The sequence below is a fragment of the Acinetobacter sp. ANC 4218 genome, from assembly GCF_002135245.1.
Taxonomy (GTDB): Bacteria; Pseudomonadota; Gammaproteobacteria; order Pseudomonadales; family Moraxellaceae; genus Acinetobacter.
The window spans coordinates 226,016-250,702 of record NZ_NEGD01000003.1 but is presented as its reverse complement, the minus strand read 5'-3'; the positions used below and the strand labels follow the sequence as shown (position 1 = coordinate 250,702).

Sequence of the window (24,687 nt, the reverse complement as noted above, 5' to 3'; positions counted from 1 at the left end):
AGATATGAGGGCTTTACATGGAAACGATTCAACCGAAGTTATCAATAACTTCCAAAATAGTGTGGCTTCTGGTGGCAGTTCTAGGTGCGGTGTCCTTTGGGATACTTGCAATCAGCAGAGGTGAGCATGTCAATGCAGTTTGGCTGGTTTTAGCTGCCATCTGTGTCTATAGCATCGCTTATCGCTTCTATAGCTTATTTATTGCCAATAAAGTTTTTGAACTCAATGCCAGACGTTTAACCCCCGCTCATCGTCTGGCAGATGGTCTGGATTATGTGCCGACCAATAAATATGTCTTGTTTGGACACCACTTTGCAGCCATTGCCGGTGCCGGGCCTTTAGTCGGGCCAATTCTTGCGGCACAAATGGGCTACCTGCCAGGAACCATCTGGTTGCTGGTCGGTGTTGTACTTGCAGGCGCTGTGCAGGATTTTTTAGTCCTGTTTATTTCGACCCGCCGTGATGGACGATCACTGGGTGAAATGGCAAAGCAGGAGCTTGGTTCTTTTGCCGGTATTATTGTGATGCTAGGTGCATTAGGCGTCATGATCATTATTCTTGCTGTGCTTGCCTTGGTGGTGGTGAAAGCCCTAACCAACAGTCCATGGGGTGTATTCACCATTTCAGCCACTATTCCAATCGCCTTGTTCATGGGCGTATATATGCGTTATATCCGTCCGGGAAAAATTGCCGAGGTTTCAATCATCGGTTTTGTGCTGATGATGCTGGCGATTGTCTATGGCGGTAATGTGGCAGCTGATCCGTACTGGGGGCCCATCTTTACCCTTTCAGGTACGCAGTTGACCTGGTGTCTGATCACTTATGGTTTCATTGCTTCTGCATTACCGGTCTGGCTGTTGCTAGCTCCACGTGATTACTTGTCTACCTTCTTGAAGATTGGCGTGATTGCCGGTCTGGCCGTGGGCATTATGGTGGCATTGCCTGAAATGAAAATGCCGGCGGTAACGCATTTCGTGGATGGTACAGGTCCTGTCTTTGCCGGTTCGATGTTCCCGTTCCTGTTCATTACCATTGCCTGCGGTGCCATTTCCGGTTTCCATGCCCTGGTTTCTTCAGGTACGACACCTAAACTGGTTAATAACGAAGTGGATATTCGTGTGATCGGTTATGGTGGCATGTTGATGGAATCTTTCGTTGCGGTCATGGCAATGATTTGTGCCACCATTCTTGAACCAGGTGTATATTTTGCCATCAATGCACCTGCTGCGGTACTCGGTACAACGGTGGAAAGCGCGGCAGAAGCGGTGCGTACTTTGGGCTTTGTGGTGACACCTGAAGCCTTGACCCTGCTTGCTCAGGAAGTAGGTGAGAGTTCAATTCTATCGCGTACCGGTGGTGCTCCAACATTTGCCATTGGTATGGCGCACATTATTACGGAAATTTTCAATAACCGTTCCATGATGGCGTTCTGGTATCACTTTGCCATTCTGTTTGAAGCATTGTTTATTTTAACAGCGGTAGATGCCGGTACACGTGCTTGCCGTTTCATGGTTCAGGATACTGTCGGTATTGTAATTCCTGCGGTGAAACAATCGCATAATTTCTTTGGTAACTTGTTGGGTACCGCAGTCGCTGTTGCAGGCTGGGGTTTCTTCGTTTATCAAGGTGTGATTGATCCACTGGGCGGGATTAATAGTTTATGGCCACTATTCGGTATTGGTAACCAAATGCTGGCAGCTATGGCACTGATTTTAGGTACAGTCATTCTGTTTAAAATGAAGAAAGAAAAATATGTATGGATCACGATTGTTCCTACCATTTTCCTGTTCATTACCTGTATGACTGCTGGCTGGCAAAAAATCTTCCATGAAAATCCGAAAATTGGTTTTCTGGCACAGGCCAACCGTTTCTCTGATGCCATTGCTCGTGGAGAAATCTTAAAGCCAGCCAAAGACATTGCTGAAATGCAAACGATTGTGTTCTCTAATCAGATTAATGCGGTACTGTGCGGTTTCTTCATGATTGTGGCAGTTGTGATGCTGTTTGCTGCGATTGGTGTCATTCGCCGTGCATTGGCAAATCCAAATCCGACTGTGCACGAATCTGAAGCCATTTACAGTGATGAGATTAGCTCAAATGAAGTGGCAGGAGAGGTGAAATGAGTTTAAAAGATCAAATTCGCCAAAAACTGGCCTTGGGTAAAATCATTAAGTTTACGGTATTGGCTCAACCGAAAAAGTTTTTGATGTTGAATGGCATTAAAACCATTCAATTGATTTGGCAACGTCTACAGCAAAGCTTTCGCTTGATGGTGGGGGTTCCGGATTATCAGACCTATTTGGAGCATATGGAAAAGAATCATCCGGACTTGGTGCCGATGGATGCAAAAACATTTTACCGTCACTGCGTGGATGCACGTTATCCAAGCGCAAGCGGTGGAATGAAAAAATGTCCCTGCTAGCCTGAAGATATCTTTGTCTGAAATCTTCTGATTTATTTGGAAAAACCGGAAAACGGTGTATGTTAATCATGCACCGTTTTTTATTGGGGAAAGAGTGTGATTTGGGGTATGAATAAAGTTCAAAAACAGGAACTCACGCTAGCGCAACAAGAGCTGAATTTTCAGGTGGAATCTTATGCTGCAAAAATTCAGGCATTCTTGACTCAAATCAATCACATTATTTTGGATAAAGAACAGCAAACCAAACTGGCTTTATGTTGTTTGCTATCCGGTGGACATGTGCTGTTTGAGGATTTACCGGGGCTGGGTAAAACCACCTTGTCCAGTGCCTTGTCGCATATTGCCGGATTAAAGTTTCAGCGTATTCAGTTTACCAATGACATGCTCGCCAGTGATGTGATTGGGGTGAACATGTTTAATCAAAAAGAGCATCAGTTTGAGTTTAAGCGTGGACCCATTTTCACTCAAATCTTGCTGGCTGATGAAATTAACCGCTGCAGTCCCAAAACACAAAGTGCTTTACTGGAAGCCATGGAAGAAGGTCTGGTGACGGTAGATGGGGTGCGTTATGATTTGCCGCAACCGTTCTGGGTCATTGCTACCCAAAACCCGCTGTTCCAAAGTGGAACCTATAGCCTGCCCGAATCGCAGCTCGACCGTTTTTTGATGCGTTTGTCACTGGGCTATCCATCACGTTCTGCAGAAAAACTGCTATTACAGCAAGATTCCCGCTATGCCTTGATTTCAACCTTGCAACATGTCTTTAATGAAGATGAAGTTTTGACGATCCAGCAGCTGGTGACGCAGGTTTATATTGCCGATGCAGTGCTGGATTATCTGCTGGATCTGGCTGCTGAGACCCGTAAAAGCCCGCATGGTTTATCGACCCGTGGATTATTGGCTTTGAAAAAAGCTGCTCAAGCGCATGCCTTTATTGAACAGCGTAGTTATGTGACTCCAGATGACGTGCAAGCGGTGTTTACTGCCGTGGTGTCGCATCGTATAGGCTTAAGCGAAGCAGAAACCTTGCAGCTGATGCAGCAAGTTAATATCAGCTAAAGGGTGATTGAGTTGACTACACCTTTGACCAAGCCTTGGCAAAAATGGTTGGCGAAACGCTTCCAGTTTAAAAAAATCAAACAGCTCTCGCAAAAAGACATTCTGATTTTTATCTATCAGCAGGGATACCTGTATCTGGTGTTGATCTTGCTGACCTTCATTGCCGGGGTAAATTATGCTAATAACCTGATTCTGGGTTTCTGTTTTCTGGTCAGTGCCATTTTATGTATCAGCTTTTATTTAACTTTTAAGCAGCTGCATGGGCTCAAGGTTGAGATTTCAGTCAATGAAGTTGGACAGGTGGGGCATCAGCTGGATTTGCAACTCCATTTCCAGCAAGCGCAGAAGCAGCCACGTTATTTGTGGGTTAAAACCGGTCAGCATCTGGAAAAAATATTCATTTCCGAATTGAGGCAAAACATGACCTTATCTTTTTTTACTGAAAAAAGAGGGAGGTTTGATTATCCAACTCTTCAGGTCTATTCAGTTTATCCTTTTGGGCTGGTGCGGGCCTGGACCTATTTTTACTTGAAAGAATATTCGTGGGTGGCACCTAAAGCTGCCTTTTATAATGCGGAAAACAAGCAGCATCAGCACAGTTTTGAACCGGATATGGATGAATTCCGTGAACTGCGTAATTTCAAGGCTGGAGATAGCTTGCAAGCCGTATCATGGAAGCAGGCAGCACGCGGCCAAGGTTTATATATCAAAGTCTTTGAACAGCACAATGAGCAGCCGAATATTGAAATTAATTATCAGAATATGCCGAGTACTCAACATGAAGAAAAACTGAGCCTCATGATGGGCTTAATTGAACAATGTGAGCAAATGCAGTGTGCATATGCAGTTTTTTTGCCGCAAGCTGAACTGGCTGCAGGTTTGGGTAATAGCCAGTTATTACAGGCTAAAAAACTTTTGGCACAGGCTTAAATGATGATTGATACACAGATCAGAACCTCGATACTGATGACCCTGTCATTGATACTTCTGGCACAGGTTGTGTTTAATCCGCTGCTATTGAGCCTTATTTTTGCCCTGATTATCTTTTTTTTATTTTATAGCTTAAAAGATCAGTCCAAGGCTTTATCCAGAATGTGGACCTTTGTGCTGACTTTAGTTGCCTTGGCTGCAATTTATTTTAACTATCAAACTTTTATTGGTATAGAAGCCGGTGTTGCCATTTTATCGACTTTTTTATTTGCCAAAGCCTTAGAAAGCAAAAATAAACGCGATGTCATTATCCTGTTTAATTTTGCCATGTTTGTCAGTGCCAGCTCCTTCCTGTTTAGCCAGTCCATCTGGATGGCGCTGATGGTGCTGCTCTGTTTACTCAGCTGCCTGATCGGCCTGTATCGTTTACAGACCCATGAATTTAGACAGTTACAAAATTCATCTGGCGCATTGCAAACTGATGCCAAGCATGTAGGTAAATTCCTGATTCTGGCTTTGCCTTTTTTTATCTTGCTGTTTGTATTTTTCCCCCGTTTGCCGCCGCTTTGGGCAATTCCGATTCCGGTACAAAAAAGTGTTACCGGGATGAGTGACAGCATGTCACCAGGGGATATTGCCGAGTTGTCACAGTCGACCAGTCTGGCATTTCGAATTATTGGCGATATGAATCAACTGCCCAGCCGTGATGATTTATATTGGCGAGCAATGGTTTTAGACCAGTATGACGGTAAAACCTGGACCAGTAGCTTGGTCAATGAAAAACCGATCGAAATTCAAAATCTAAAGAACGGAAAATACAGTTTTAATTATCAGTATTTAGCTGCTGATCCTCATGTGATGTGGGTGATGGGACTCGAACAATCACGACCATTACAGCAGCACTATCAGTTAAAACAGGATGGCCGTATTACGCCGGTACGACAAATTTTGCAGAATCAGCCGATTGCATTGCGATGGCTGGGCAATGCTCAGTCGCAAGAACAGACTTTATATAAAACAGGATTTTTGCAACAGATCAATACTAAAATTCCAGAGCGCTTGGATGAGCAATCACGCCAGTTTGCATTCGAGATGTTCAAGCGGAGTGGACAGCAACCTGAACGCTATGTCAGCAATATTTTGCAGTGGTATAAAAATAATGGTTTTGCTTACACCTTGAATCCCGGCTTGCTGGGAGAAAACCGGATAGATGAATTCCTGTTTCAATCACGTCGTGGTTTTTGCGAACATTATGCCTCAAGTTTTGCTTTGCTTATGCGTTATGTCGGCATACCTGCACGTGTAGTAGTGGGTTATCAGGGTGGACAACTTGCTCCTGATCGAGCCAGCTGGGAGGTGCGACAGCTCGATGCACATGCATGGACCGAAGTCTTATTGCATGGAAAATGGCAAAGAATCGATCCTACAGCGATTATTGCACCACAACGCATAGATGGGGGAATGCAAAATTATATTGAAAGTGATCGCAGTATTTTGGGCAATAAAGAACAGAAATGGAGATATCGCCAGTTTGCAGTGATGAAAAACCTGCGAATCTGGAGTGACTATGCGAGTTATCAATGGCAAAGCAAGGTGGTGGGCTATGATGCCGAAAAGCAGCAAGGCTGGTTGTCCAAGCTGGGTATTAAAAATGCTTATGCCAGCAGTATCATCATGTTATTGAGTATTCTGCTGGTGGTGGTGGTTTATTTTATCTGGATTTTTTATCGAAACAGTCGGTCGGTTTCAGCTTATGAGCGTGCCATTCAACAATTTTCCAAACAATTGGAACTCAGCTTGCGCAAGCAGCCTGCAGAAACTTTTTATAGCTGGATGCTTCGTTTGGCTGAACGGGCAGAACAGGATCAGCAACAGATATTTACTCAAACAGCACAATATTATCAGCAACAGCACTATTCTTTAATGCAAAATCATCAGCAAATAAAGCAATTTAGGAAAATGCTTAAAACATGTTCAAATACTTTAAAAAATAATAGAAAGCACTTGTCTTAAAAAATAAAAGTGAATATGATTCAAACCACTTAGGTGTATAGCTCAGTTGGTTAGAGCGCTACGTTGACATCGTAGAGGTCAGCAGTTCGAGTCTGCTTATACCTACCAAGATTCCAAACGTTATGTTATAAGGGTTTTAAGCGAAATCAGTAGCTTAAAACCCTTTTTTGTTGTCTTGAATAAAGTCTACCCTTAACAGCACTATCTTTAAAATCGCTATTTTTTGCCGATAATGTCGTTAAATTTAGACCAAGATTAGACCAAGAATATAGAGTTATAGACCATGAAAATGCCCAAACCGATCAAGCGCGGTGAAAGCTATAGAATTAAAATAATGATTGCTGGAAAAACATATTCAGCAACTAGAGATACCGTAAAAGAATGCGAGCAATGGGCCGCGCAAAAATTACTTGAGGCAAAAGCTAATAAGCTTGCGGAAGACCAGGGTATAAAACAGCATTACCCATTCAAGACACTTTTTCATAAGTATTATGATGAGCATGGGCGAAAGCTTCGTAGATCTAAATACGTGAAAGAACAATTAGGTCCTTTTGATGAGAAATTTGGTGCACTGGCAGATATGTCTATTCATGACATCACACCAAAGCATTTAACAGCCTGGCGAAATCAACGCCTAAAATAGGTTGGGGCTATACAGTGCTCCGCGAAATCGCTCTTTACTCATCTGTATTCAGTTATGCCGTAAAGGAACTATTTCTGCTTGAGACAAACCCATGGATGGGTTTAAGAAACCAGCAAAGCCTAAAGCTCGTAATCGCCGTATTCGTGATGATGAAATTGATTTAATTCTGGAAGGTTTAGGTTACCAGCAAGGGCAGGTGCCAACATTGCCAGAGCATTATGTTGCCTGGGCATTTTTATTTGCCTTAGAAATGGCGATGCTCGTAATGTGCCACTGACTAAAAAGGCTTTAGTTTTGTTGGATCTGATTGATCATGATGGTGATAAGTTGATTCCACAGAATGAGAATGCTTTCAGGTTGATGTGGGAACGCCGTAAAGCGAAAGTAGGGCTATCGGACATACATTTCCATGACACACGCCATGAAGCGATTACTCGGTTCGTGAATAACCAAAAATTACCAGTGGAAGTTCTGGCCAAGGTGACAGGACATAAAATATTAAAGTTTTGGTGAATACTTACTACAACCCAGATGTTGAAGATATTGCAGATATGATGGATGCTTGAAAAAGCCCTCATAAGAGGGCTTTTTCATTATTTTAATTGACCTACACCAGTGAATTTGTCTGGAACAATTACCATAGTATTCAGTGTTCCTTTTTCAGCAGCTTTGAGCAATGCTTCAGCTTTAGTTTTTTCGGCTTCTGCACGTAGTAGATCTACATATTTTTCAGATGCATTTTCTGCTAAAACTTTTTTTATTTCAGTTTCAACACGTGCAGTTTCTAATTCATTTTTCTTTGTCTTTAAAGCATTTTGAGAATTAACAATTGCTAATGATGAATCTAAAATAGATTTAGGTGGTGAAACTTTTAAAATATTAATTTCATTAACTTTGACAAACTTATCTTTGCCTTGAGCTTTTAATTTAGTATTAATACTGTTCTTTATTTCAGTCTCTATGACCGCTCGATTGTCATTTACAGCTAAAGCTTTATATTTACTCACAACATCATTGATTGCCGAGTTTGCAACGTATTGTACATATTGACCTAGCAAATATACATCACCATCATCTGTAATAATGTGCTGTGCTTTTTCGGTCTTATAAGCGATTGCAGCATTTGATGGCACAATCCCGTAATTCACTTTTAATTGAAAATCTTGCATTGGAATCTTTTCGACTACAATGGGTTGAGATTCAACATTAAGTACAAGATTTCGCTTTGATACTTTGATTACATCACCGACCACGGTTTGATGTAATCCTTGCCCCAGTACGGTATCTTCAATTTCACCGCTGAACGTTTGACGAATACCAACATCTGCATCAGTGATGCGCGTAAAGCTTGCAGGTATAATAATTAAAGCCAGAATAATTGCGACGATGATTGTGGCTACTATGCCAACAGTCCTATATGGCTTTTTTTCCATGTTTTACCCCTTTATCAAAAAATAATTAATTTTTTCTACTGCGCCCACGTTTAGCCACAGGCCTAGCCGTTAAAATCAAGTTCGCCTGTTCTGGATCATAAAGACATTTTCCTCGAGTACCTTTATTGATCTCAGCACATCAATCACGGACCGCATCAACACTAATTCCATATTGTTGAGCCAATTCAGAAGCTGATACTAATTTAGGGCTTACATCCTTAATCGATACGATCTTTGCACCGCCTACCTCAGAGCCTACAAATAGCTGAGGTGCTTCACCATGTACGGTGATTTGAAAAACTCCCATTATGGCATCTCCCGCAAACTCTGCAAAACTTCAAAAGGCAATTTCACATTTGGCTCATCATTCCGCATCCAAAAATCAACAGCGATATAATAAAGTGCAGATACTTGCTCAGCTGTAAGTGTTCTGACTGTGCCAGTTTGACTGGTTACATGCGGTGCCAAGTCCTCAGCAAAGTCTTTTGCAATTTCTAGAATATCCATCACGCCACCTCTCGTCTGACATTAGATATGGTAGTTAAACTCGGTAACTACAAGGAAGGCCTAGATAAAGCAGGTCGTCATGCTAAAAAATCAGGCAAGGAAATCGAAAGTGGTTTAAATGTTGGTTCATTTGCAATTAAAGCTCTAGGTGGAGCCACAAAATTTCAAAATTATTTAGTATGTACTCTGTGTGGTAAGTGCAATATTTTGCACTTAAAGCTACTTTTTGCTGATTATGTACAAATTAATGTACTTAACCACATGTAACGCCAAATTTACATCAACAAAAGGAAATCGCATATCTTTGTAAAGGTCTTATGAATGTCATCAAAGATATGCAATTTCATCGCAATGATTTCCCTGTTTCAATTGCTGAGGCCTTAGGTGATAGGCTCAAACGTGCACGTCTCAATAAAAACTTAACTCAGAATGAAGTTGCTCAACTTGCATGGATATCGAGACGAACAGTGCTCAATTTCTTATATCACCACGTGTATCACTGAATTTTTTAATTAAAAAATATATAAAAATCAAAATTTTAAAAATGTGTTCGGTAAAGGATATCCCTATCAAGATTCCAAACGTTATGTTACAAGGGTGTTAAGCGAAATCAGTAGCTGAAAACCCTTTTTTATTGTCTTGAGGAATGTTCACCGTTATCTGCACTATCTTTTTTATAATTGCTACTTTTTACCGATATTGCAGATAAATTTAGACCAAGATTTTTGGAATTTACGTCATGAAAATACCTAAGCCAAGAACGTGTGGTTTACGCCATAGCCGTGGTGGCTTAAACCTGCTTTGGTGTCGCTTAGCAGAACATGCCTTAGAGTAAAAACCTCGCACGGGTGTGACAACTCAAACAAAACTTAGAATGAAAGCAAGTAAAGCAGATCATGCATGTTAGGTTGGTGTGATTGTGAGTCGCTATGGACCACAGCATAGAACTTCTGTGGTGATCAATTCAAAATCAGATCAGCTGTGAAATAAACGTGATATTTATCAAAAAATTACGAAATAAACTGATTGATTAAATAGCAAATACCGGGTAATTTTTTATCAGGTTAGACGAAGTTATATATCGCCTAGCTGGGAAAAACGACTGACACTCGGAAAGACGAGAAGCACCATAACTGCTCACAGCAATGTGAGCGTTTTTAATGCCCTGAGAAATGTTTTTTGTGTAAGCAATATCAGGGCACCCAGATTAGATTTTAATAATTATTATTGTCTAACAAAAATCAAAAATAACTTAAAGTAACCGAACAGAAACTATTTATGCATATTTTTTATACTTTGTAATTTGCTTTAGAGTGATAATTTTTAACTACATCAAGAGAGCACAGCATTAATAAAAATAATAAAATGGTTATCAAAGACTTCACCTGCTTAATCACATCCCCAGATTAAGCGGGTTTTTTAATATTTAATATATTATTAATCAAGTCTTTCTAAAATTTTGATTAAATTAGTAATATTTTAATTTTTGGTATATTCCGCCACTGAATGTTACTTGAATAGTGTACAAAATAGTCAATAGAAACTGCTAATGGTCTTTCAAGATCCTTAGTTTATAAGCCCACATAGTCTTTCCATGTGTGGGCTTTTTTTTGCATGGAGAAAAGTAATGCTTCATTGTTTCTTAAGGCGTTTATTTGGTCTTCATGATGCGACTGAAATTGAATACACGATTGATGGTAAAGAAATTAAGTTATGCCGTTATTGCTTGAAAGAAGTGAAGTAATCACTGATCAAAAAAAATGCGATTAATTAAATTAATAATCATATTTTTTTATTTTCACAATGCTGAAATAATTTAATCTTATATTCACTGAAAACAAATAATAACTCCAAAAATTCTAAGGTATTGGCGCAATTAAGCCTGTTTAATTTTGGAGAGTTAAGCAGGCTTTTTTATTGAAGATTTTTATCTTTTGTCGAAAGTATTACGACATATAAGCCTCGTCATTAATATGTCGGGGCTTTTCTTTATCTAGAATATGTATAAAAACTAAGGCATAAAAATACTCTGGTTTTTATTTATAAAATTTCATCTTTTATAAATTTTGGTAGTTTTTGATATTCATATATTTTAAATACATATTTAGAATGCGCCAACAAATTGAAACGCTGTAGTTTCTCTGGTTTTGGTCCTATGCATCCCTCGCATGGGACTTTTTTTTGGAAAAAATTATGCTCCAATTCTTAATGTGTTTATTTGGCCTGCATGGTGCTACTGAAGTTGACTACACGGTTGATGACAAAGAAATCAAGGTGTGTCGGGATTGTTTGAAAGAGATTGGTTAAGGCGGTTTTCATTTTTTATCATGCTTTAGATAATCAATTTTTAGAACTTAATAAGAATGAAAAATGCATTGTAAGCACATTGGCTGAGAAAGTAATTAGATCAAAATATCAAAGGTGAAAATCTTGATGTATTGGGATTGGTAGTTCCCTCAAGTTTAGAATAAATTGGATTGTAGGGTCTTGGGCTTTCCTTTGCTAAATGTGCGAAAGTTGTAAATGATCATCTATTTAGCAAAGCCTTTGAAAAATTTTGTCAAGAATTAAGAGGATTGACACCTGAGCTGCAAAAATGATTGGACGAGTACACTATTTATTAATATTGGACGAAATAGATAAGGCAACATATTTTAATGTTTCAGACTATATTAAATTTTTCCATACTTGATAAATCGTCTTTATTTTTCTCTCTTCATAGGAAGAAATAAAAGGTGCTGATGAAAGAAGTTCATTAATGTTATTTATCATCACGACTGTAATTTTTGTATAGCACTACGCTTAAGCTGTTCTAACTCTATAATATTTTGGTCAATCTGACGTTCCATTGCCGGTAAAATCTGCCTTAAAAACTGGCAATATGAAATAGCTTCATTCGCAGCAATCGTGCCTGTTCTGACCAGCTGTTTTTGCTGTTCCAACATTTGGCTCACCTGACGTAAATCGGGCTGCTGTCCATGACTTAAAGCGTCGCTAATGGCTGCAAAATTTTTATATAGCTGGTCGCGTTGTTGAAGTAATGCTGTCTGATTTGGCACCGATACGGTATCTGTTTGAACGGGTGTGGTAGATATAACTTTTTTTTCAACAGGAGCTACTACAAGAGCTGGAGTGGGTTTTGCTTTTGCTATATCTACCGGTGGAGAGGAAAGCGGTTTAAATATATAAACCACCACGAAGAGTGATAGGGTCACCATAAAACCAATGATAAGACCAAATTTTATGCTGCGATCCATGCCGGAAATCCTATTCATGCATTTAAATGAAAACAGACCCAATCTTCAGATCAGGCCTGTACGATTTATAAATTAAACAGTTAAGGGGTAGACCAGCCCGCAGGTGCATAACCGATACGAACCCGTTGTGGGTGATTTCCAACAGGAACACTCAGTACTTTTTCACCCGTTGCGAAATCAATCACGGTAACCACATCAGCCGCACTTTCAGAAATTACACAGCTTTTCCCATCTGGACTTTGTGTTGCCCAATAAGGCTTGCCTGCAGCAATCAGCTTTCCGGCTTTCAGGGTTGAGCGGTTGACAATGGTTGCATAGTCATCCATGGTTCCGGCGACACATAGTTTTTCACCATCAGCACTAATTGATAATCCATGATGACGCGAGTCATTTACATATTTGGTCCGGTCAGACGGAATAGTCGAACTACCTGGGAGTTGACCAATGCGAGTCACTTTATTCTGATTCAGGTCATATTCGATCAAGCCATTAAAAAATGAAACTTGGGCATAAATTTTACTTTCATCATTACTCAGGACTATCGGACGTACAGAATTGGACAGATCTTTACGGCCAACTGCATCGAGTGCTGGACGGAAATCAATGGTTTTGAGGACTTTAAAGGTATTGGCATCGGCAATGGTAAGGAGTCGTTTCCCTTTGGTGAAATCTTGCCATGCGGCATCCATGGATGTTTCCACATTACCAATGGCTGAGTTTAGAATTTTTGTGCCACCGTTAAAGAAAATATTTTCATGTGGTTTGTCGCCAGTTGCAAAGCGTCCCAATTCTTTACCGGTATTGATATCCAGCACCTGAACCACATTGCCTGAAGATGCCGATACCGCTAAGCGCTGACCATCAGGAGAAACTGCCATATGATCGGCACGGAAGCCTTCTACAGGAGTACGCCAGTTGATTTTACCCGTCGCAATATTAATCGACACTACATCGGCAAAACTTGGGCGTGATGCCACCACAGATTTGCCATCTGGTGTGGAATACATATCATCCACCAGCTGATCATGACCTTCTCCAGCAGTGGACTGAATGTAAGTATAGGCAATCAGTTTAATTGGATTGAGGTGGATTTCCGTCAAACGCTCTTTGCGATCAGGAACCATGTTGATCACACCGATTTTACTAAAATCACCCGATGGACGAATGACGGTTACCGTTCCATCCCAGTTATTGCCCACAAAAAATACCTGTTGGCTATTCGCCGGGGCAGGCATTGAAGATGTCGTGGCATGGCTATTCAGGGATGTGAATGCGATTGATGCAAATAACGCATTTACACTCCATTTGAGGAAAAGATTTTTGTTTTTCATCTCATTATTCTCCGATTCAGATCCATGAAATCGATTTTTTATTTGAATTTTCATTGCCGCTGAATACTCCTGTATTCGCTGAAGCATAGAATAAAGAATTCAACTATCAAATCTTGGATAATCCGATAAAAACACGCGCTAAAAATGACCTGAAAGTGTCTTTTATTTTATAAACATTTGAATAATAAATTTATTATGAGTACAGAGCAGATTGTTTTTCCGACGGATTGCCAAACCCTATTTTAGCTTTTAGCCACATCTCTGATGGAGGTACGGAAAAATTGCAAAACACTACATGATCTTTTATACAAAAGTCGTACTATAAAAATGATTTTGTTGAGTTTCCAATATTATGTCCCAGATAGATGTACTTGTTAATTTGGCTGATATTGAAGTAAATCGGACTGAACTGCTTTCCATTCAGCGTAATGATTTGGTCCCTTTGCTTCAGGATCAATATCGTCTGAATCATTATGCCGATTCAGTCATTCAGGCTCAGTCAGTGTTATTAAGTGGTGTCGATCCACATCTGACCCAGCAATTAAGTAGCACCATAGAACAGCTGATTCAGGCGTTGGCCGATTCAAAAAAATACTTAAAAACGCGCAAGTTTAATGCGCTGCAAAAGTGGCTGGGGATTGATCTGGAATATGGTTCTGGGCAGGTTGAGTATTATAAAAATCTGGATCAACTGCTCAATCGGGCCAATCATTTAAGTCAAAAATTGCAGATTGAGATACAAAAGTCGCAGGCACGTTTCCAGCAGTTAATCGGGCATCGTGAGCAAATGGCGAAATACATTCGGGCTGCACAAGAATTTTTGCTGGAATATCCAAATTTCGTTAAGAACATACATCCTCTGGATAATTTTTCAGAAAGATTGTCAAAGAAAATCAATTCATTACAAACGCTACAAGCCAGTAATGATATTGCAATTACACAGATGCAATTATCGCAGCAGCTTTCTTTAACTTTGCTGGACCGTTTTAAAGAAGCACAGCAAGTATTGATTCCTGCCTGGCAATATCATGTTAAACAAAGTAACCAAAGCAGTTCACACATTGAACTGGAAAAGCTGGATCATAGTAGAGAGAATTTAATTCATACTTTAAGAAAATCACTCGAGAAACCTATACATTAAACAGACTATTCAGGTGAAGCATGACCGATTTTGAACACAAAGATCTTCCTGTTGAAGTGAACACTGATATGGTTCAGCAAAAATTTCAGCAACTGAATTTACAAGAAATGGGTTTGCAGCATTCAGACTTTAATGAAGTGATGAATGCCCATAAAGAACTGGCTGCAATGAACCATACCGCAGTGGCAGAATATGGCAAAAATATTGCCACAAAGACTTCGAGTTATACCGATGAACTGCTGAATCTGGTACAAAATAAAGACCTGGATACGACCGGTCAAAAACTGAATCAGGTAGTGCAGGTTGCCCAGCAGTTGAATAGCAGCAGTATTTTAAACCAGAAAAAGAGTTCCAGTTTCCTGGGTGGCCTGATCAGTAAAATGAAAGGGGCCAAGCAGAGCTTTAATCAGCATTTTAATAGCACCAAAGAACAGATTGATGTACTGGTCAAAGAAATTGAAACGTCCCAGTCGGGCTTGAAAACCCGTGTGGACACTTTGGATAAAATGTTTCAGGGTGTGCAGGAGGAATACAGACAGCTGGGTATCTATATTGCAGCGGGGAAATTAAAAGAGCAGGAAATTCAACAGCAAATCGCACATTTAACGGCCAAAACCCAAGATCAGCCTACGGTACAAAAGGTCTATGACCTGAATCATCTGGCCAATAATCTGGAAAAACGGGTCAGTGATTTACAGGTTTTACAGCAGTCTGCCATGCAAACCTTGCCGATGATCCGGATTATTCAGTCCAATAACCTGATGCTGGTGGATAAGTTTTATGCCATTAAAAACATTACCTTACCGGCATGGAAAAACCAGATCAGCTTAGCTATTTCCCTGCATGAACAGAAAAACAGTGTCCAGCTGGCGAATAGTATAGATGATGCCACCAATGATCTGTTACGCCGTAATGCCGACTTGCTGCATCAAAATTCGGTGGCTACGGCCAAAGCCAATCAACGTTCAGTGATTGATATCGAAACGCTTGAACATGTGCAGAATACCCTCATTAAAACAGTGAATGACGTGATTCAGGTACAAAAAGAGGGAATGCAAAAACGTGCTGAAGCGACAACGCGTTTACGTGCCTTGCAGGAAAATCTGAATCATCTGGTTATAGAATCAAGTAGTAGTGGAATGAATAAATCTTAACCCTTTGTTTAAGTTTAATGTCAGCACTTTTAGGAGAAAGCGTTTGCCTCCCTTGGATGAATATGCTGTGAATTCGCAACAGATTGAAAATGGTGTGGTGATGCTGAAGAAGCGTCAACGCAATGTGATGTTATGGGCGATCACCAGCAGCACTATTTTCCTTGCTTCAGTGGTGGCTTTTTTTCTACAGCATGATTTTGTCTATAGTTTTTTCGGTATTACCACGGAACTGAAGCAATTGCATATACCGCTCAGTGTAGATGCAAACCTTGCTGAACTTGGCCAGCATCGTGATTATTTTAGCAACCTGTTGTCATGGTTTGGCTGGCTGATTCTAAAGCTGCTTGTTTCTTTTATGGGCGCATTTTTTGTCATTCATTTTCTAAAAAAAATCCGCTTTTTCTATGTCCGTTTTCAGTCTTTTATTTTGAAGTTTGTGGGCTGGATCATTGCTTTTATTATGCTGTGGTCAGGTCTGACCTGTCTGCAATATGATTTAAATAATGAAGAGAATGATGCCTATAGGGAAGCGATTCACTATGATAAAAATATTCAGCAAAGCGAGCTGGCACAATATTTACAGCGTAGTGAAGTCGATGAACCAGTCAAAGCTTATCTGCTGGCGCAGACAGCGTTACTACATCAACCGATAGATAAGGATTCCGCTATTCCACAAGTTCTAGCTTTAGTGAAAGCGGAAAAAACAGATCCTGATTTTTTTGAATATGGTTTTAAGCCTGAACAGCTTTGGACCATGCAGCATCAGCTTTATGGGCAAAGTCTAACGCCAATGGCAAAAATTGTTTCCAGACAGGTGACTCAGGCAGAGCAGATGAGTTCAGTGGTGCAAATTTTGATTATTGCTGCTTCCATACTTTTCGGAATGTTAAGTGCAATTCTATTGCTGCTGTCGCAGCATTTAAAAAGGCGAATATTCAGGGTTGAGCAACGTATGCAACTGAAATGATGCAATACAAAAGCCCGAGAAGGGCTTTTATTATTTTTGTGATACCTTCTTTTAGTCAGATGATTTTAGTCATTCTTAAGGGCAGGATACACCAAAGCAGGATAAAATCCATTTGATTTGATATTTCGATTGTAATTATAAAAACAAACTGTTTTACCTATTTAAATATTTAGCCTACTATAGCTTTATTAAATAAGCATTTACTCCCTTGGAGACGTTAGCCATGTTAGACCAAAATACTTCAGCACAACTTAAAACATTATTGGAACGTCTGGAAAGCCCGATTGAACTGGTCGCGACTTTAGACACTTCAGATAAGTCTGACAAGATTAAAGAACTGGTGACTGAAGTTGCAGCTTTATCTGATTTAGTGACTGTACGCTTCGACGGTACAAATAAACGTGCCCCAAGCTTTGGGGTGGCAAAACAAGGTGAAGAACCGCGTGTCTTCTTTGCCGGTTTGCCGATGGGACATGAATTTACTTCTTTGATCCTAGCTTTGCTACAAGTGTCAGGTTATGCCCCAAAAGTGTCAGATGAAGTCCTAGCACAGATTAAGGGTTTAAATTTAACGGCTGATTTTGAGGTGTTTGTCTCGCTCAGCTGCCATAACTGTCCGGACGTGGTACAAGCCCTAAACTTAATTGCGATCTATAACCCGGGCACCACGGCCACCATGATTGATGGCGCATTTTTCCAGGATGAAGTGGAACAGCGCAAGATCATGGCGGTACCAATGGTGTTCCAGGACAACGCCCACATCGGTCAGGGCCGCATGACGCTGGAAGAGATCATTGCCAAACTGGACAGCAATTCTGCAGCCAAAGATGCTGCAAAGTTAAATGCCAAAGACGCCTTTGATGTGCTGGTGATTGGTGGCGGCCCTGCAGGTAACACCGCAGCGATCTATGCCGCGCGTAAAGGCATTAAAACCGGAATTGTGGCAGAGCGCATGGGCGGTCAGGTCATGGATACCATGGACATTGAAAACTTCACTTCCGTGCAGAAAACCCAGGGTCCGAAATTTGCCGCCGAAATGGAAGCGCATGTACGTGAGTATGGTGTGGACATTATGAACCTGCAACGTGTATCCAACATCAAAGGTGCGGATGAAACGGCCAACGGTTTAGTTGAAGTCACTCTGGAAAATGGGGCGAAGTTAGAATCGAAAACCATCATTTTATCGACTGGTGCACGCTGGAGAGAGATGAACGTTCCGGGTGAACAGGAATACAAAACCCGTGGTGTAGCATACTGTCCGCACTGTGATGGTCCACTGTTCAAGGGCAAACGCGTTGCGGTGATTGGTGGAGGTAACTCGGGTGTTGAAGCGGCGATTGACCTGGCCGGGATTGTAGAGCATGTAACTTTGGTGGAGTTTGATACCAAACTGCGTGCCGATCAGGTGCTTCAAGACAAGCTTAACAGCTTGCCAAATACCACCGTGATCAAGAATGCGCTGTCGACTGAAGTAGTCGGTGACGGTTCACAGGTCACTGCACTGAAATACAAGGACCGTACAACGGATGAAGAACATACGATTGAACTGGCGGGAATTTTTGTACAGATCGGTTTGTTGCCAAACACGGATTTCCTGAAAGAAACCGCTGTTGAACTGACCAATCGTGGCGAGATCGTGATTAACGAACGCAACGAAACCAATGTCAAAGGCGTGTTTGCTGCCGGTGACTGTACCACCGTGCCGTACAAGCAGATTATTATTGCTACAGGTGAAGGTGCGAAAGCATCTCTATCTGCCTTTGATTACATTATCCGTTCGGGACAGTAACTAAAAAAGCCAAAGTGGCTATGTACATTGACATAGACACTTTGGCTTTAGTTCCCCAAGTTTTTGTTTTACCCTGTTTATAGGAACTCAGCATGCTAACTCTGGGTTCCTTTTTTTATTATGACCATTTCCATGGTTATTCTGTTCTTCTGCATTTTTTGTTTTGCCTTTTTTATTGTTCTTTCCCCAAACTTGTTGTATTTAATTAAGCAATTTTAATGCCATCTCCAAAGATTTTTTTAAGATTTGAATAAATTCAAGTCCTTAAACTTCTGCATCAACTGTTCTTGCGTCTCCATATGTTCAGGATGAGGAATAATGCACTCAATTGGACACACGGCTACACAGGTTTGGTGCTCATAAAAGCCGACACATTCTGTACAGCGCTTCACATCAATTTCATACACCTTGTCACCCTCATAAATGGCCTCATTCGGACATTCAGGCAAACACATATCGCAGTTGATACATTTGTCAGTAATCAATAGAGCCATGTTGTATGGATACTCAAACAGCTTGGTACGCTAAAGATGAAGCCGAGATGTCTGCTGTTGAATTCGGTAAGTTGCGAATCAACAGGGCATAGTTCATGTCAACATCGGCAGGGACAGGAATATCCACGATATGGCCTGAACCTTTGGCATCCTCAATCAGATTACCTTTTTTATCTTTCATTTCTGTTAAAGTAAAAGTGATATTGCCTGAAGTGGTCATCAGCTCAAGCGAGTCACCCACTACAAAACGGTTTTTCACATCAATCTTGATGTAGTCACCGTTACGCTCTAACACTTCACCGACAAACTGCTGGTGGTCAAAACGCGATGAACCGGTTTCATAATTTTGATATTCAGTATGTACATGACGACGCAGGAAACCTTCCGTATAACCACGATTCGCCAGGCCTTCCAGCTGAGTCATCAGGGATGGATCAAACGGTTTGCCCTCTAGCGCATCATCAATCGCTTTACGGTAAATCTGTGCAGTACGTGCGCAGTAGAAATATGATTTGGTACGACCTTCAATTTTTAAGGAATGAATACCCATTTTGGTTAAACGGTCGACATGCTGTACTGCACGTAAGTCTTTAGAGTTCATGAAGTAAGTGCCATGTTCGTCTTCTTCAGCAGCAAACATGTCTTCTTCATTGCGTTGTAATAAAACCGGTTCGCCAAATTGGTGTTGTTCTAGGGCGTGTTGCTCATCGGCATCTTTGTTTTTGCAGCATGATGATGATTCTTCAATTTGTTGAACTGGAATCACATCTCCAGTTTCATCTTCAGCTGCTTCGTGAATTTTGTAGTCCCAGCGACAGGCATTGGTGCAGGCGCCTTGATTAGCATCACGTTTATTCATATAGCCAGAAAGTAAGCAACGACCGGAATAAGCCATACATAATGCACCATGCACGAAAACTTCAATTTCCATGTCAGGAACATTATTTTTAATTTCTTCAATTTCTTCGATAGAAAGTTCACGTGACAGAATGACACGAGTGAGTCCCATGTTTTTCCAGAATTTGACTGTTGCCCAGTTGACAGCATTGGCTTGTACAGACAGATGTACCGGCATGTCTGGAAAATGTTCACGCACCATCATGATTAAGCCTGGGTCGGACATGATCAGCGCATCCGGATTCATGGCAACCACAGGTTCCAGGTCACGAATGAAGTTTTTTAACTTGGAGTTATGCGGCTGGATATTCACCACCACATAAAACTTTTTACCTACGGCATGGGCCTCGGCAATACCAATGGCCAGATTGTCATGATCGAAAGCATTGTTACGCACACGTAAACTATAACGTGGCTGACCTGCATATACCGCATCTGCACCATAGGCAAAAGCATAGCGCATGTTTTTTAGTGAGCCGGCAGGTGAAAGAAGTTCTGTAACGTGAGTAATGCTCATGACAAAATTAAAGGCATATTAAAAATATGGCTTAATTGTATGGATTTAAAAATTAGATTCAACCCAGTAAATTAGTTGGATATTTCCTTATTTTCGGCTTCAAGTTGTTTTAAAATCTGGCAACTGTCAATGGTTTTGGTGCTACTGCAAGAGGCGCGTAGCCGGATGAGCTGTTGTTGAAATTTTTGTAATTCTATAATTTTATCAGTGACTTGTTTAATATGTTGTTCAATTAGCTGATTCACTGCATGGCAGCTTTGGGAGGGCTGCTGTTCTAGTTCAAGCAATGCTTCAATCTCGCTGAGTGAAATATCGAGCGTGCGACAGCGTTTAATAAACATCAGTCGTTTGAATGTATTTTCATCATAATAGCGATAATTATTGTCGCCACGAAAGCTGGATTGGAGCAGATTTTTCTTCTCATAAAAACGGATCGTGTCAGTGCTGAGCTGGGTTTTATTGGCTAATTCTTTAATTAAATAATATTTAGGTGTATTCATACTTGACCTTGGAGTTGCTCCATAGTTTTGAATAACAATAATACAAACAAGGTTTTAAATAAAGTCATAGAGGTGGTGAAAAATGGCATGTAGTTGCAGTCATGAACCTGCACCGCAAAAGCCACATAGTAAATTTCGGACTGCTTTGTGGATTGCGCTCATTATTAATATTGTGATGTTCATCGTGGAATTGATTGGGGGAGCATATGCCCATTCATCGGCACTGTGGGCAGATTCCCTCGATTTCTTTGGGGATGCGGTGAATTATGGCATCTCACTTGCCGTATTGGGTGCAAGCCTATACTGGCGTGCTACGGTGGCGTTGTTAAAAGGCGTGACCATGGCGCTGTTTGGTTTCGTGGTTATGGGTAAAACTATTTATGCCTATCTACAAGGTATTCCGCCTGAAGCCATGACTATGGGGGCAATTGGTCTGCTTGCTTTAATTGCCAATGTCACTGCGGCAGTGATTTTATATGCCTTTCGTGATGGTGATTCAAATATGCAGTCGGTCTGGCTGTGTAGCCGTAATGATGCCATTGGTAATGTCGCGGTGATTTTGGCTGCCGTCGGTGTGTTTGGTACAGGGAGCATGTGGCCTGATATTGTCGTCGCTTTAATTATGGCAAGTTTAGGTTTAACGGCAGGATATCAAGTCATTCAAAAATCTTTACAAGAGCGCAAAGAGAATAAGCCTTTTGTACATGCATCTGAGTAATTAAATGAAAAAATGAAAAAACCGGGCTTTTTAGCCCGGTTTTTTATGATTTAAAGCATCTTATTTTTCAACGAATGCACGTTCAATTACGTAGTCGCCTAAAACGCCCATACGTGGAGATTCTTTTAGACCATGCTGATCAAGAAGAGCAGCTACGTCATCAAGGAATGCCGGGCTACCGCAAAGCATGGCACGGTCAGTTTCCGGGTTGAAACGTGGCAGACCGATTTTTTCGAATAATTGACCAGATTCAATGGCAGTGGTTACACGACCTTGAGTATGGAACTCTTCACGAGTTACAGTTGGGTAATACACCAGTTTTTCTTTAGCACCTAACTCACCAAAGAATTCATGGTTTGGAATTTCGTTGAGAATCAAATCTTGGTATGCCAATTCTGAGATGAAACGTGTACCGTGAACCACGATGATTTTTTCGAAACGTTCGTAAGTTTCAGGGTCACGAATTACAGACAGGAATGGAGCAAGACCAGTACCAGAAGAAAGAAGGTACAAGTTTTTACCCGGGTTCAAATCGTCCAGAACCAAAGTACCTGTAGGTTTTTTAGAAACCAGAATTTCGTCACCCACTTTTACTTTTTGCAGAATAGAAGTTAAAGGGCCATCTGGAACTTTAATAGAGAAAAACTCGAGTTCTTCTTCGTAGTTAGCACTTGCAATTGAATAAGCGCGCATTAAAGGCTTACCATTCACTTCAAGACCGATCATCACAAATTGTCCGTTTTTAAAACGTAATGCAGTATCACGAGTTGTTTTAAAAGAGAATAAAGTGTCATTCCAGTGGTGGACGTGAGTAATCTTTTCGACGTTGAAAGCAGCCATTAAAGGTCTCAATAAGTTATCAAATTAGAACAGCTTACTATTCTAATCTAAAAACATTCTCGATAAACTGAATATATTTAATTGAACTTATCAGAAAAAGTGATTATGACTGAGCTTAAAATGCCAATAATCGGGTATATGAGATCGCCCTATAAAGAAAAATTTGGCATTCCACGCCAACCCAATCTGGTACAGGTTGAGTCCTATATTGAAATGGTTGAACCTTATAATGATTTGTCTGCTTTTGAAGGGATTGATGAATTTAGTCATCTCTGGCTGTTGTGGCAGTTTCATGAAAATAAAAATCAGCAAGAAAGTCAAAAATTTAGACCACAAGTTCGTCCACCGCGTCTGGGGGGAAATACAAAAATCGGGGTATTTGCAACACGCAGTATGTACCGTCCATCACCGATAGGTCTATCCGTTGTCCACCTGAAGACAGTGAAAAAAGTTGGCAAGTCTGTACGTGTGTATGTGACAGGGAGCGATCTTCTGGATGGCACGCCGATTGTGGATATTAAACCTTATATCCAATATTCAGATGCTGTAGTTACGGCGCAAAGTGGTTATGCACAGGATGAACCTGAACGACATTCTGTGATCTGGACAGAAAATGCCGAACAGCAAAAGCAAGATTTAATGAAAGGCCGTAGGTTAAATAGTCAAATTGTGAGTGAACTGGAACAGGTTTTATCGCTCGATCCAAGGCCGGCTTATCAAAATGATGCGGAGCGGATTTATAAAATGAAGTTTGCCGATTTTGATATCAGTTTCAGGGTGGAGGTAGAGTGCATTACAGTCATGGAAATTGTTGAGCTTTCTGCTTAACGCTGTACCAGCCACCAAAGTACACCGATCAAAACAGCCATATGCAGAATTTGTATAGGTGCAAAATAAAGTGCAAATTTTAATCCTCCGCTTATGGCTGCATTAATGCATTTAGAAACGGCATGAGCACCCAGACCTAACATCATTGCATAGAGTAAACTGCTATTTTCAGGTTCACCTTGAACAACTACAGCGGCCGCAGCGGCATGAATTTCAAACAGTGAAGCCAGCAGTGTACCTGCAATTAAACCGGAATCACCCAGTAAAAGTTCCAAGCCATGCACACCCGCCTGAATGACCGTTAATGTCCCTGCAATAATCGCTGCTTCCTTTAGGCTAAACATGGCACTATCTACAGGTTCTGTTTCTTCGACAGGCCCTGCTTTACGTAAAAGCCAGTAAGCGCACAGTGCTAAAATGCTGATTGCAATGAGCGAGGGAAATATCAGCAGCTTTAGCCAGATTAAGGAGACTCCTCCTACCACAATCAATAAAAGTACCAAAGTGGATATACATGACATCAGTGCTGCACCGGCATTGGATCGGGCATCGGCTTCTTCATTGCGTACTTGTATACCTAAATGTGCAATCATTGCTGTACTGGAAACAAATCCGGAAGCAATTGCAGAAAGTATGAGAGCTTTCTTACTTGAAAGTAAACGTTTGGCAATGTGTGCCAATGCTTGCACGACAAGAATCAGGGTGAGCAGTTTTAAAATAATATGCGGATTAAGCACGTTGCCCCATAAAGGCGTATCAGGGGTCAGCGGTAAAGCGATTAAGATTAGGGCCAGTAAAAATACACCATCTTTAAGTTCTGCCCCGGTAATCCATTTTCCAGCAATCCCGTGCATGGACTGTTTCATCATTAAAATGAAGGTCAGTATCACAGAGAGACTGGCAGCCAGCGTAATATTCCACACACACAGCGCACCAATGAAATAAGTCATGACAAAAGCCAGTTCGGTGGTCACCCCGGGATCTTGCAGCTGGTTCTTCAGGGAGAAAATACCGATACCCCCTACAATCAGCGCACCAATCACGCCAAAGATATCGCCAAAAGCAAAACACAAGGCACCCAGTAAAGCGCAGATTGCGAATGAGCGAACCCCGGCAAAGCTATGCTGATTTTCACGTTGCTTGCTACGTTCACGTTCCAGACCAATCAGCAAGCCACAGCCCAATGCTGCTGCCATAATCATCAGCAAGGCTTGAAATGATGTACTTTGAAGGGGCAGATTCAGCAT

General features: G+C 41.1%; 23 protein-coding genes, 1 tRNA gene and 1 pseudogene. 15 read left to right on the top strand and 10 right to left on the bottom strand.

The features are described from left to right. The first annotated feature begins 17 nt into the window (after nt 1-17). The 7 genes and pseudogenes from B9T38_RS04475 to B9T38_RS04445 all read left to right on the top strand — a co-directional run bounded on the left by B9T38_RS04475 (nt 18) and on the right by B9T38_RS04445 (nt 7,633). Nucleotides 18-2,123, top strand: coding sequence for a carbon starvation CstA family protein (locus tag B9T38_RS04475; RefSeq protein WP_086195644.1), 2,106 nt, complete (start codon nt 18-20; stop codon nt 2,121-2,123). Continuing rightward, nucleotides 2,120-2,422 (top strand): YbdD/YjiX family protein, encoded by a 303-nt coding sequence (locus B9T38_RS04470; protein WP_086195643.1) that lies wholly within the window; start codon nt 2,120-2,122, stop codon nt 2,420-2,422. The genes B9T38_RS04475 and B9T38_RS04470 overlap by 4 nt, the downstream gene beginning before the upstream one ends. Before the next feature lie 108 nt (nt 2,423-2,530). Further along, nucleotides 2,531-3,481, top strand: a complete 951-nt coding sequence (locus B9T38_RS04465; protein WP_086195681.1) for an AAA family ATPase — start codon at nt 2,531-2,533, stop codon at nt 3,479-3,481. Between the two features lie 24 nt (nt 3,482-3,505). Beyond that, nucleotides 3,506-4,411, top strand: coding sequence for a DUF58 domain-containing protein (locus tag B9T38_RS04460; RefSeq protein WP_086195680.1), 906 nt, complete (start codon nt 3,506-3,508; stop codon nt 4,409-4,411). Between the two features lie 3 nt (nt 4,412-4,414). Further along, entirely contained in the window at nt 4,415-6,424 is a 2,010-nt protein-coding gene (locus B9T38_RS04455; protein ID WP_086195679.1) for a transglutaminase TgpA family protein, read from the top strand. 31 nt (nt 6,425-6,455) lie between these two features. Continuing rightward, nucleotides 6,456-6,532: transfer RNA gene (locus B9T38_RS04450), tRNA-Val, on the top strand. Between the two features lie 175 nt (nt 6,533-6,707). Beyond that, nucleotides 6,708-7,633: pseudogene (locus B9T38_RS04445) on the top strand (tyrosine-type recombinase/integrase). 27 nt (nt 7,634-7,660) lie between these two features. Here the strand turns inward: B9T38_RS04445 and B9T38_RS04440 are convergent. From B9T38_RS04440 to B9T38_RS04430, 3 genes are all read right to left on the bottom strand, one after another. Next, complete coding sequence (locus B9T38_RS04440; RefSeq protein WP_086195642.1) at nt 7,661-8,500, bottom strand: SPFH domain-containing protein; 840 nt, start codon at nt 8,498-8,500, stop codon at nt 7,661-7,663. A gap of 139 nt (nt 8,501-8,639) precedes the next feature. Continuing rightward, the gene (locus tag B9T38_RS16950; RefSeq protein WP_251992206.1) at nt 8,640-8,807 is read right to left on the bottom strand and encodes a hypothetical protein; all 168 of its coding nucleotides are present in this window, start codon (nt 8,805-8,807) and stop codon (nt 8,640-8,642) included. Further along, nucleotides 8,807-9,007, bottom strand: coding sequence for a hypothetical protein (locus B9T38_RS04430; RefSeq protein WP_086195641.1), 201 nt, complete (start codon nt 9,005-9,007; stop codon nt 8,807-8,809). Before B9T38_RS04430 ends, B9T38_RS16950 begins: the two co-directional genes overlap by 1 nt. A 27-nt stretch (nt 9,008-9,034) precedes the next feature. On the opposite strand from B9T38_RS04430, the gene B9T38_RS04425 reads away from it, so the two are divergent. Next, nucleotides 9,035-9,274 carry a hypothetical protein gene (locus tag B9T38_RS04425; protein WP_086195640.1) on the top strand — a complete coding sequence of 80 codons (240 nt, stop codon included), beginning with the start codon at nt 9,035-9,037 and terminating at the stop codon, nt 9,272-9,274. A gap of 50 nt (nt 9,275-9,324) precedes the next feature. After that, nucleotides 9,325-9,510 carry a helix-turn-helix domain-containing protein gene (locus B9T38_RS17120; RefSeq protein ID WP_353615844.1) on the top strand — a complete coding sequence of 62 codons (186 nt, stop codon included), beginning with the start codon at nt 9,325-9,327 and terminating at the stop codon, nt 9,508-9,510. 2,268 nt (nt 9,511-11,778) lie between these two features. On the opposite strand, the gene B9T38_RS04415 is transcribed toward B9T38_RS17120, so the two are convergent. Beyond that, a complete protein-coding gene (locus tag B9T38_RS04415; protein ID WP_086195639.1) occupies nt 11,779-12,264 on the bottom strand; it encodes a hypothetical protein in 486 nt (161 codons plus the stop codon). Between the two features lie 80 nt (nt 12,265-12,344). Continuing rightward, on the bottom strand, nt 12,345-13,595 hold the full coding sequence (locus tag B9T38_RS04410) for a YncE family protein (RefSeq protein ID WP_143222655.1): 1,251 nt from the start codon (nt 13,593-13,595) through the stop codon (nt 12,345-12,347). Nucleotides 13,596-13,947: 352 nt separating this feature from the next. Between B9T38_RS04410 and B9T38_RS04405 the strand changes: the two genes are divergently transcribed. The 4 genes from B9T38_RS04405 (at nt 13,948) to ahpF (ending at nt 18,646) form a co-directional block, all read left to right on the top strand. Next, complete coding sequence (locus B9T38_RS04405) at nt 13,948-14,736, top strand: tellurium resistance protein (protein WP_086195638.1); 789 nt, start codon at nt 13,948-13,950, stop codon at nt 14,734-14,736. Between the two features lie 20 nt (nt 14,737-14,756). Further along, complete coding sequence (locus B9T38_RS04400) at nt 14,757-15,890, top strand: toxic anion resistance protein (RefSeq protein ID WP_086195637.1); 1,134 nt, start codon at nt 14,757-14,759, stop codon at nt 15,888-15,890. Nucleotides 15,891-15,933: 43 nt separating this feature from the next. Further along, nucleotides 15,934-16,857, top strand: a complete 924-nt coding sequence (locus B9T38_RS04395) for a hypothetical protein (protein WP_086195636.1) — start codon at nt 15,934-15,936, stop codon at nt 16,855-16,857. A gap of 223 nt (nt 16,858-17,080) precedes the next feature. Continuing rightward, nucleotides 17,081-18,646 (top strand): alkyl hydroperoxide reductase subunit F, encoded by a 1,566-nt coding sequence (gene ahpF / locus B9T38_RS04390; protein ID WP_086195635.1) that lies wholly within the window; start codon nt 17,081-17,083, stop codon nt 18,644-18,646. 239 nt (nt 18,647-18,885) lie between these two features. Here ahpF and B9T38_RS04385 read toward each other — a convergent pair whose 3' ends face one another. From B9T38_RS04385 to B9T38_RS04375, 3 genes are all read right to left on the bottom strand, one after another. Next, on the bottom strand, nt 18,886-19,140 hold the full coding sequence (locus tag B9T38_RS04385; protein WP_086195634.1) for a YfhL family 4Fe-4S dicluster ferredoxin: 255 nt from the start codon (nt 19,138-19,140) through the stop codon (nt 18,886-18,888). A gap of 13 nt (nt 19,141-19,153) precedes the next feature. Beyond that, nucleotides 19,154-20,554: a prephenate-dependent tRNA uridine(34) hydroxylase TrhP gene (trhP, locus tag B9T38_RS04380; RefSeq protein WP_086195633.1), complete on the bottom strand. Its 1,401-nt coding sequence runs from the start codon at nt 20,552-20,554 to the stop codon at nt 19,154-19,156. Between the two features lie 71 nt (nt 20,555-20,625). Beyond that, nucleotides 20,626-21,054 carry a Cd(II)/Pb(II)-responsive transcriptional regulator gene (locus B9T38_RS04375; RefSeq protein WP_086195632.1) on the bottom strand — a complete coding sequence of 143 codons (429 nt, stop codon included), beginning with the start codon at nt 21,052-21,054 and terminating at the stop codon, nt 20,626-20,628. 82 nt (nt 21,055-21,136) lie between these two features. On the opposite strand from B9T38_RS04375, the gene B9T38_RS04370 reads away from it, so the two are divergent. Next, nucleotides 21,137-21,772 (top strand): cation efflux transmembrane domain-containing protein, encoded by a 636-nt coding sequence (locus tag B9T38_RS04370; RefSeq protein WP_086195631.1) that lies wholly within the window; start codon nt 21,137-21,139, stop codon nt 21,770-21,772. Between the two features lie 60 nt (nt 21,773-21,832). Here the strand turns inward: B9T38_RS04370 and B9T38_RS04365 are convergent, their stop codons facing one another. Beyond that, nucleotides 21,833-22,612: a ferredoxin--NADP reductase gene (locus B9T38_RS04365; RefSeq protein ID WP_005236496.1), complete on the bottom strand. Its 780-nt coding sequence runs from the start codon at nt 22,610-22,612 to the stop codon at nt 21,833-21,835. Nucleotides 22,613-22,717: 105 nt separating this feature from the next. On the opposite strand from B9T38_RS04365, the gene tsaA reads away from it, so the two are divergent. Continuing rightward, entirely contained in the window at nt 22,718-23,440 is a 723-nt protein-coding gene (gene tsaA / locus B9T38_RS04360; RefSeq protein WP_086195630.1) for a tRNA (N6-threonylcarbamoyladenosine(37)-N6)-methyltransferase TrmO, read from the top strand. On the opposite strand, the gene B9T38_RS04355 is transcribed toward tsaA, so the two are convergent. After that, nucleotides 23,437-24,687, bottom strand: a complete 1,251-nt coding sequence (locus B9T38_RS04355) for an MgtC/SapB family protein (RefSeq protein ID WP_086195629.1) — start codon at nt 24,685-24,687, stop codon at nt 23,437-23,439. The genes tsaA and B9T38_RS04355 overlap by 4 nt on opposite strands.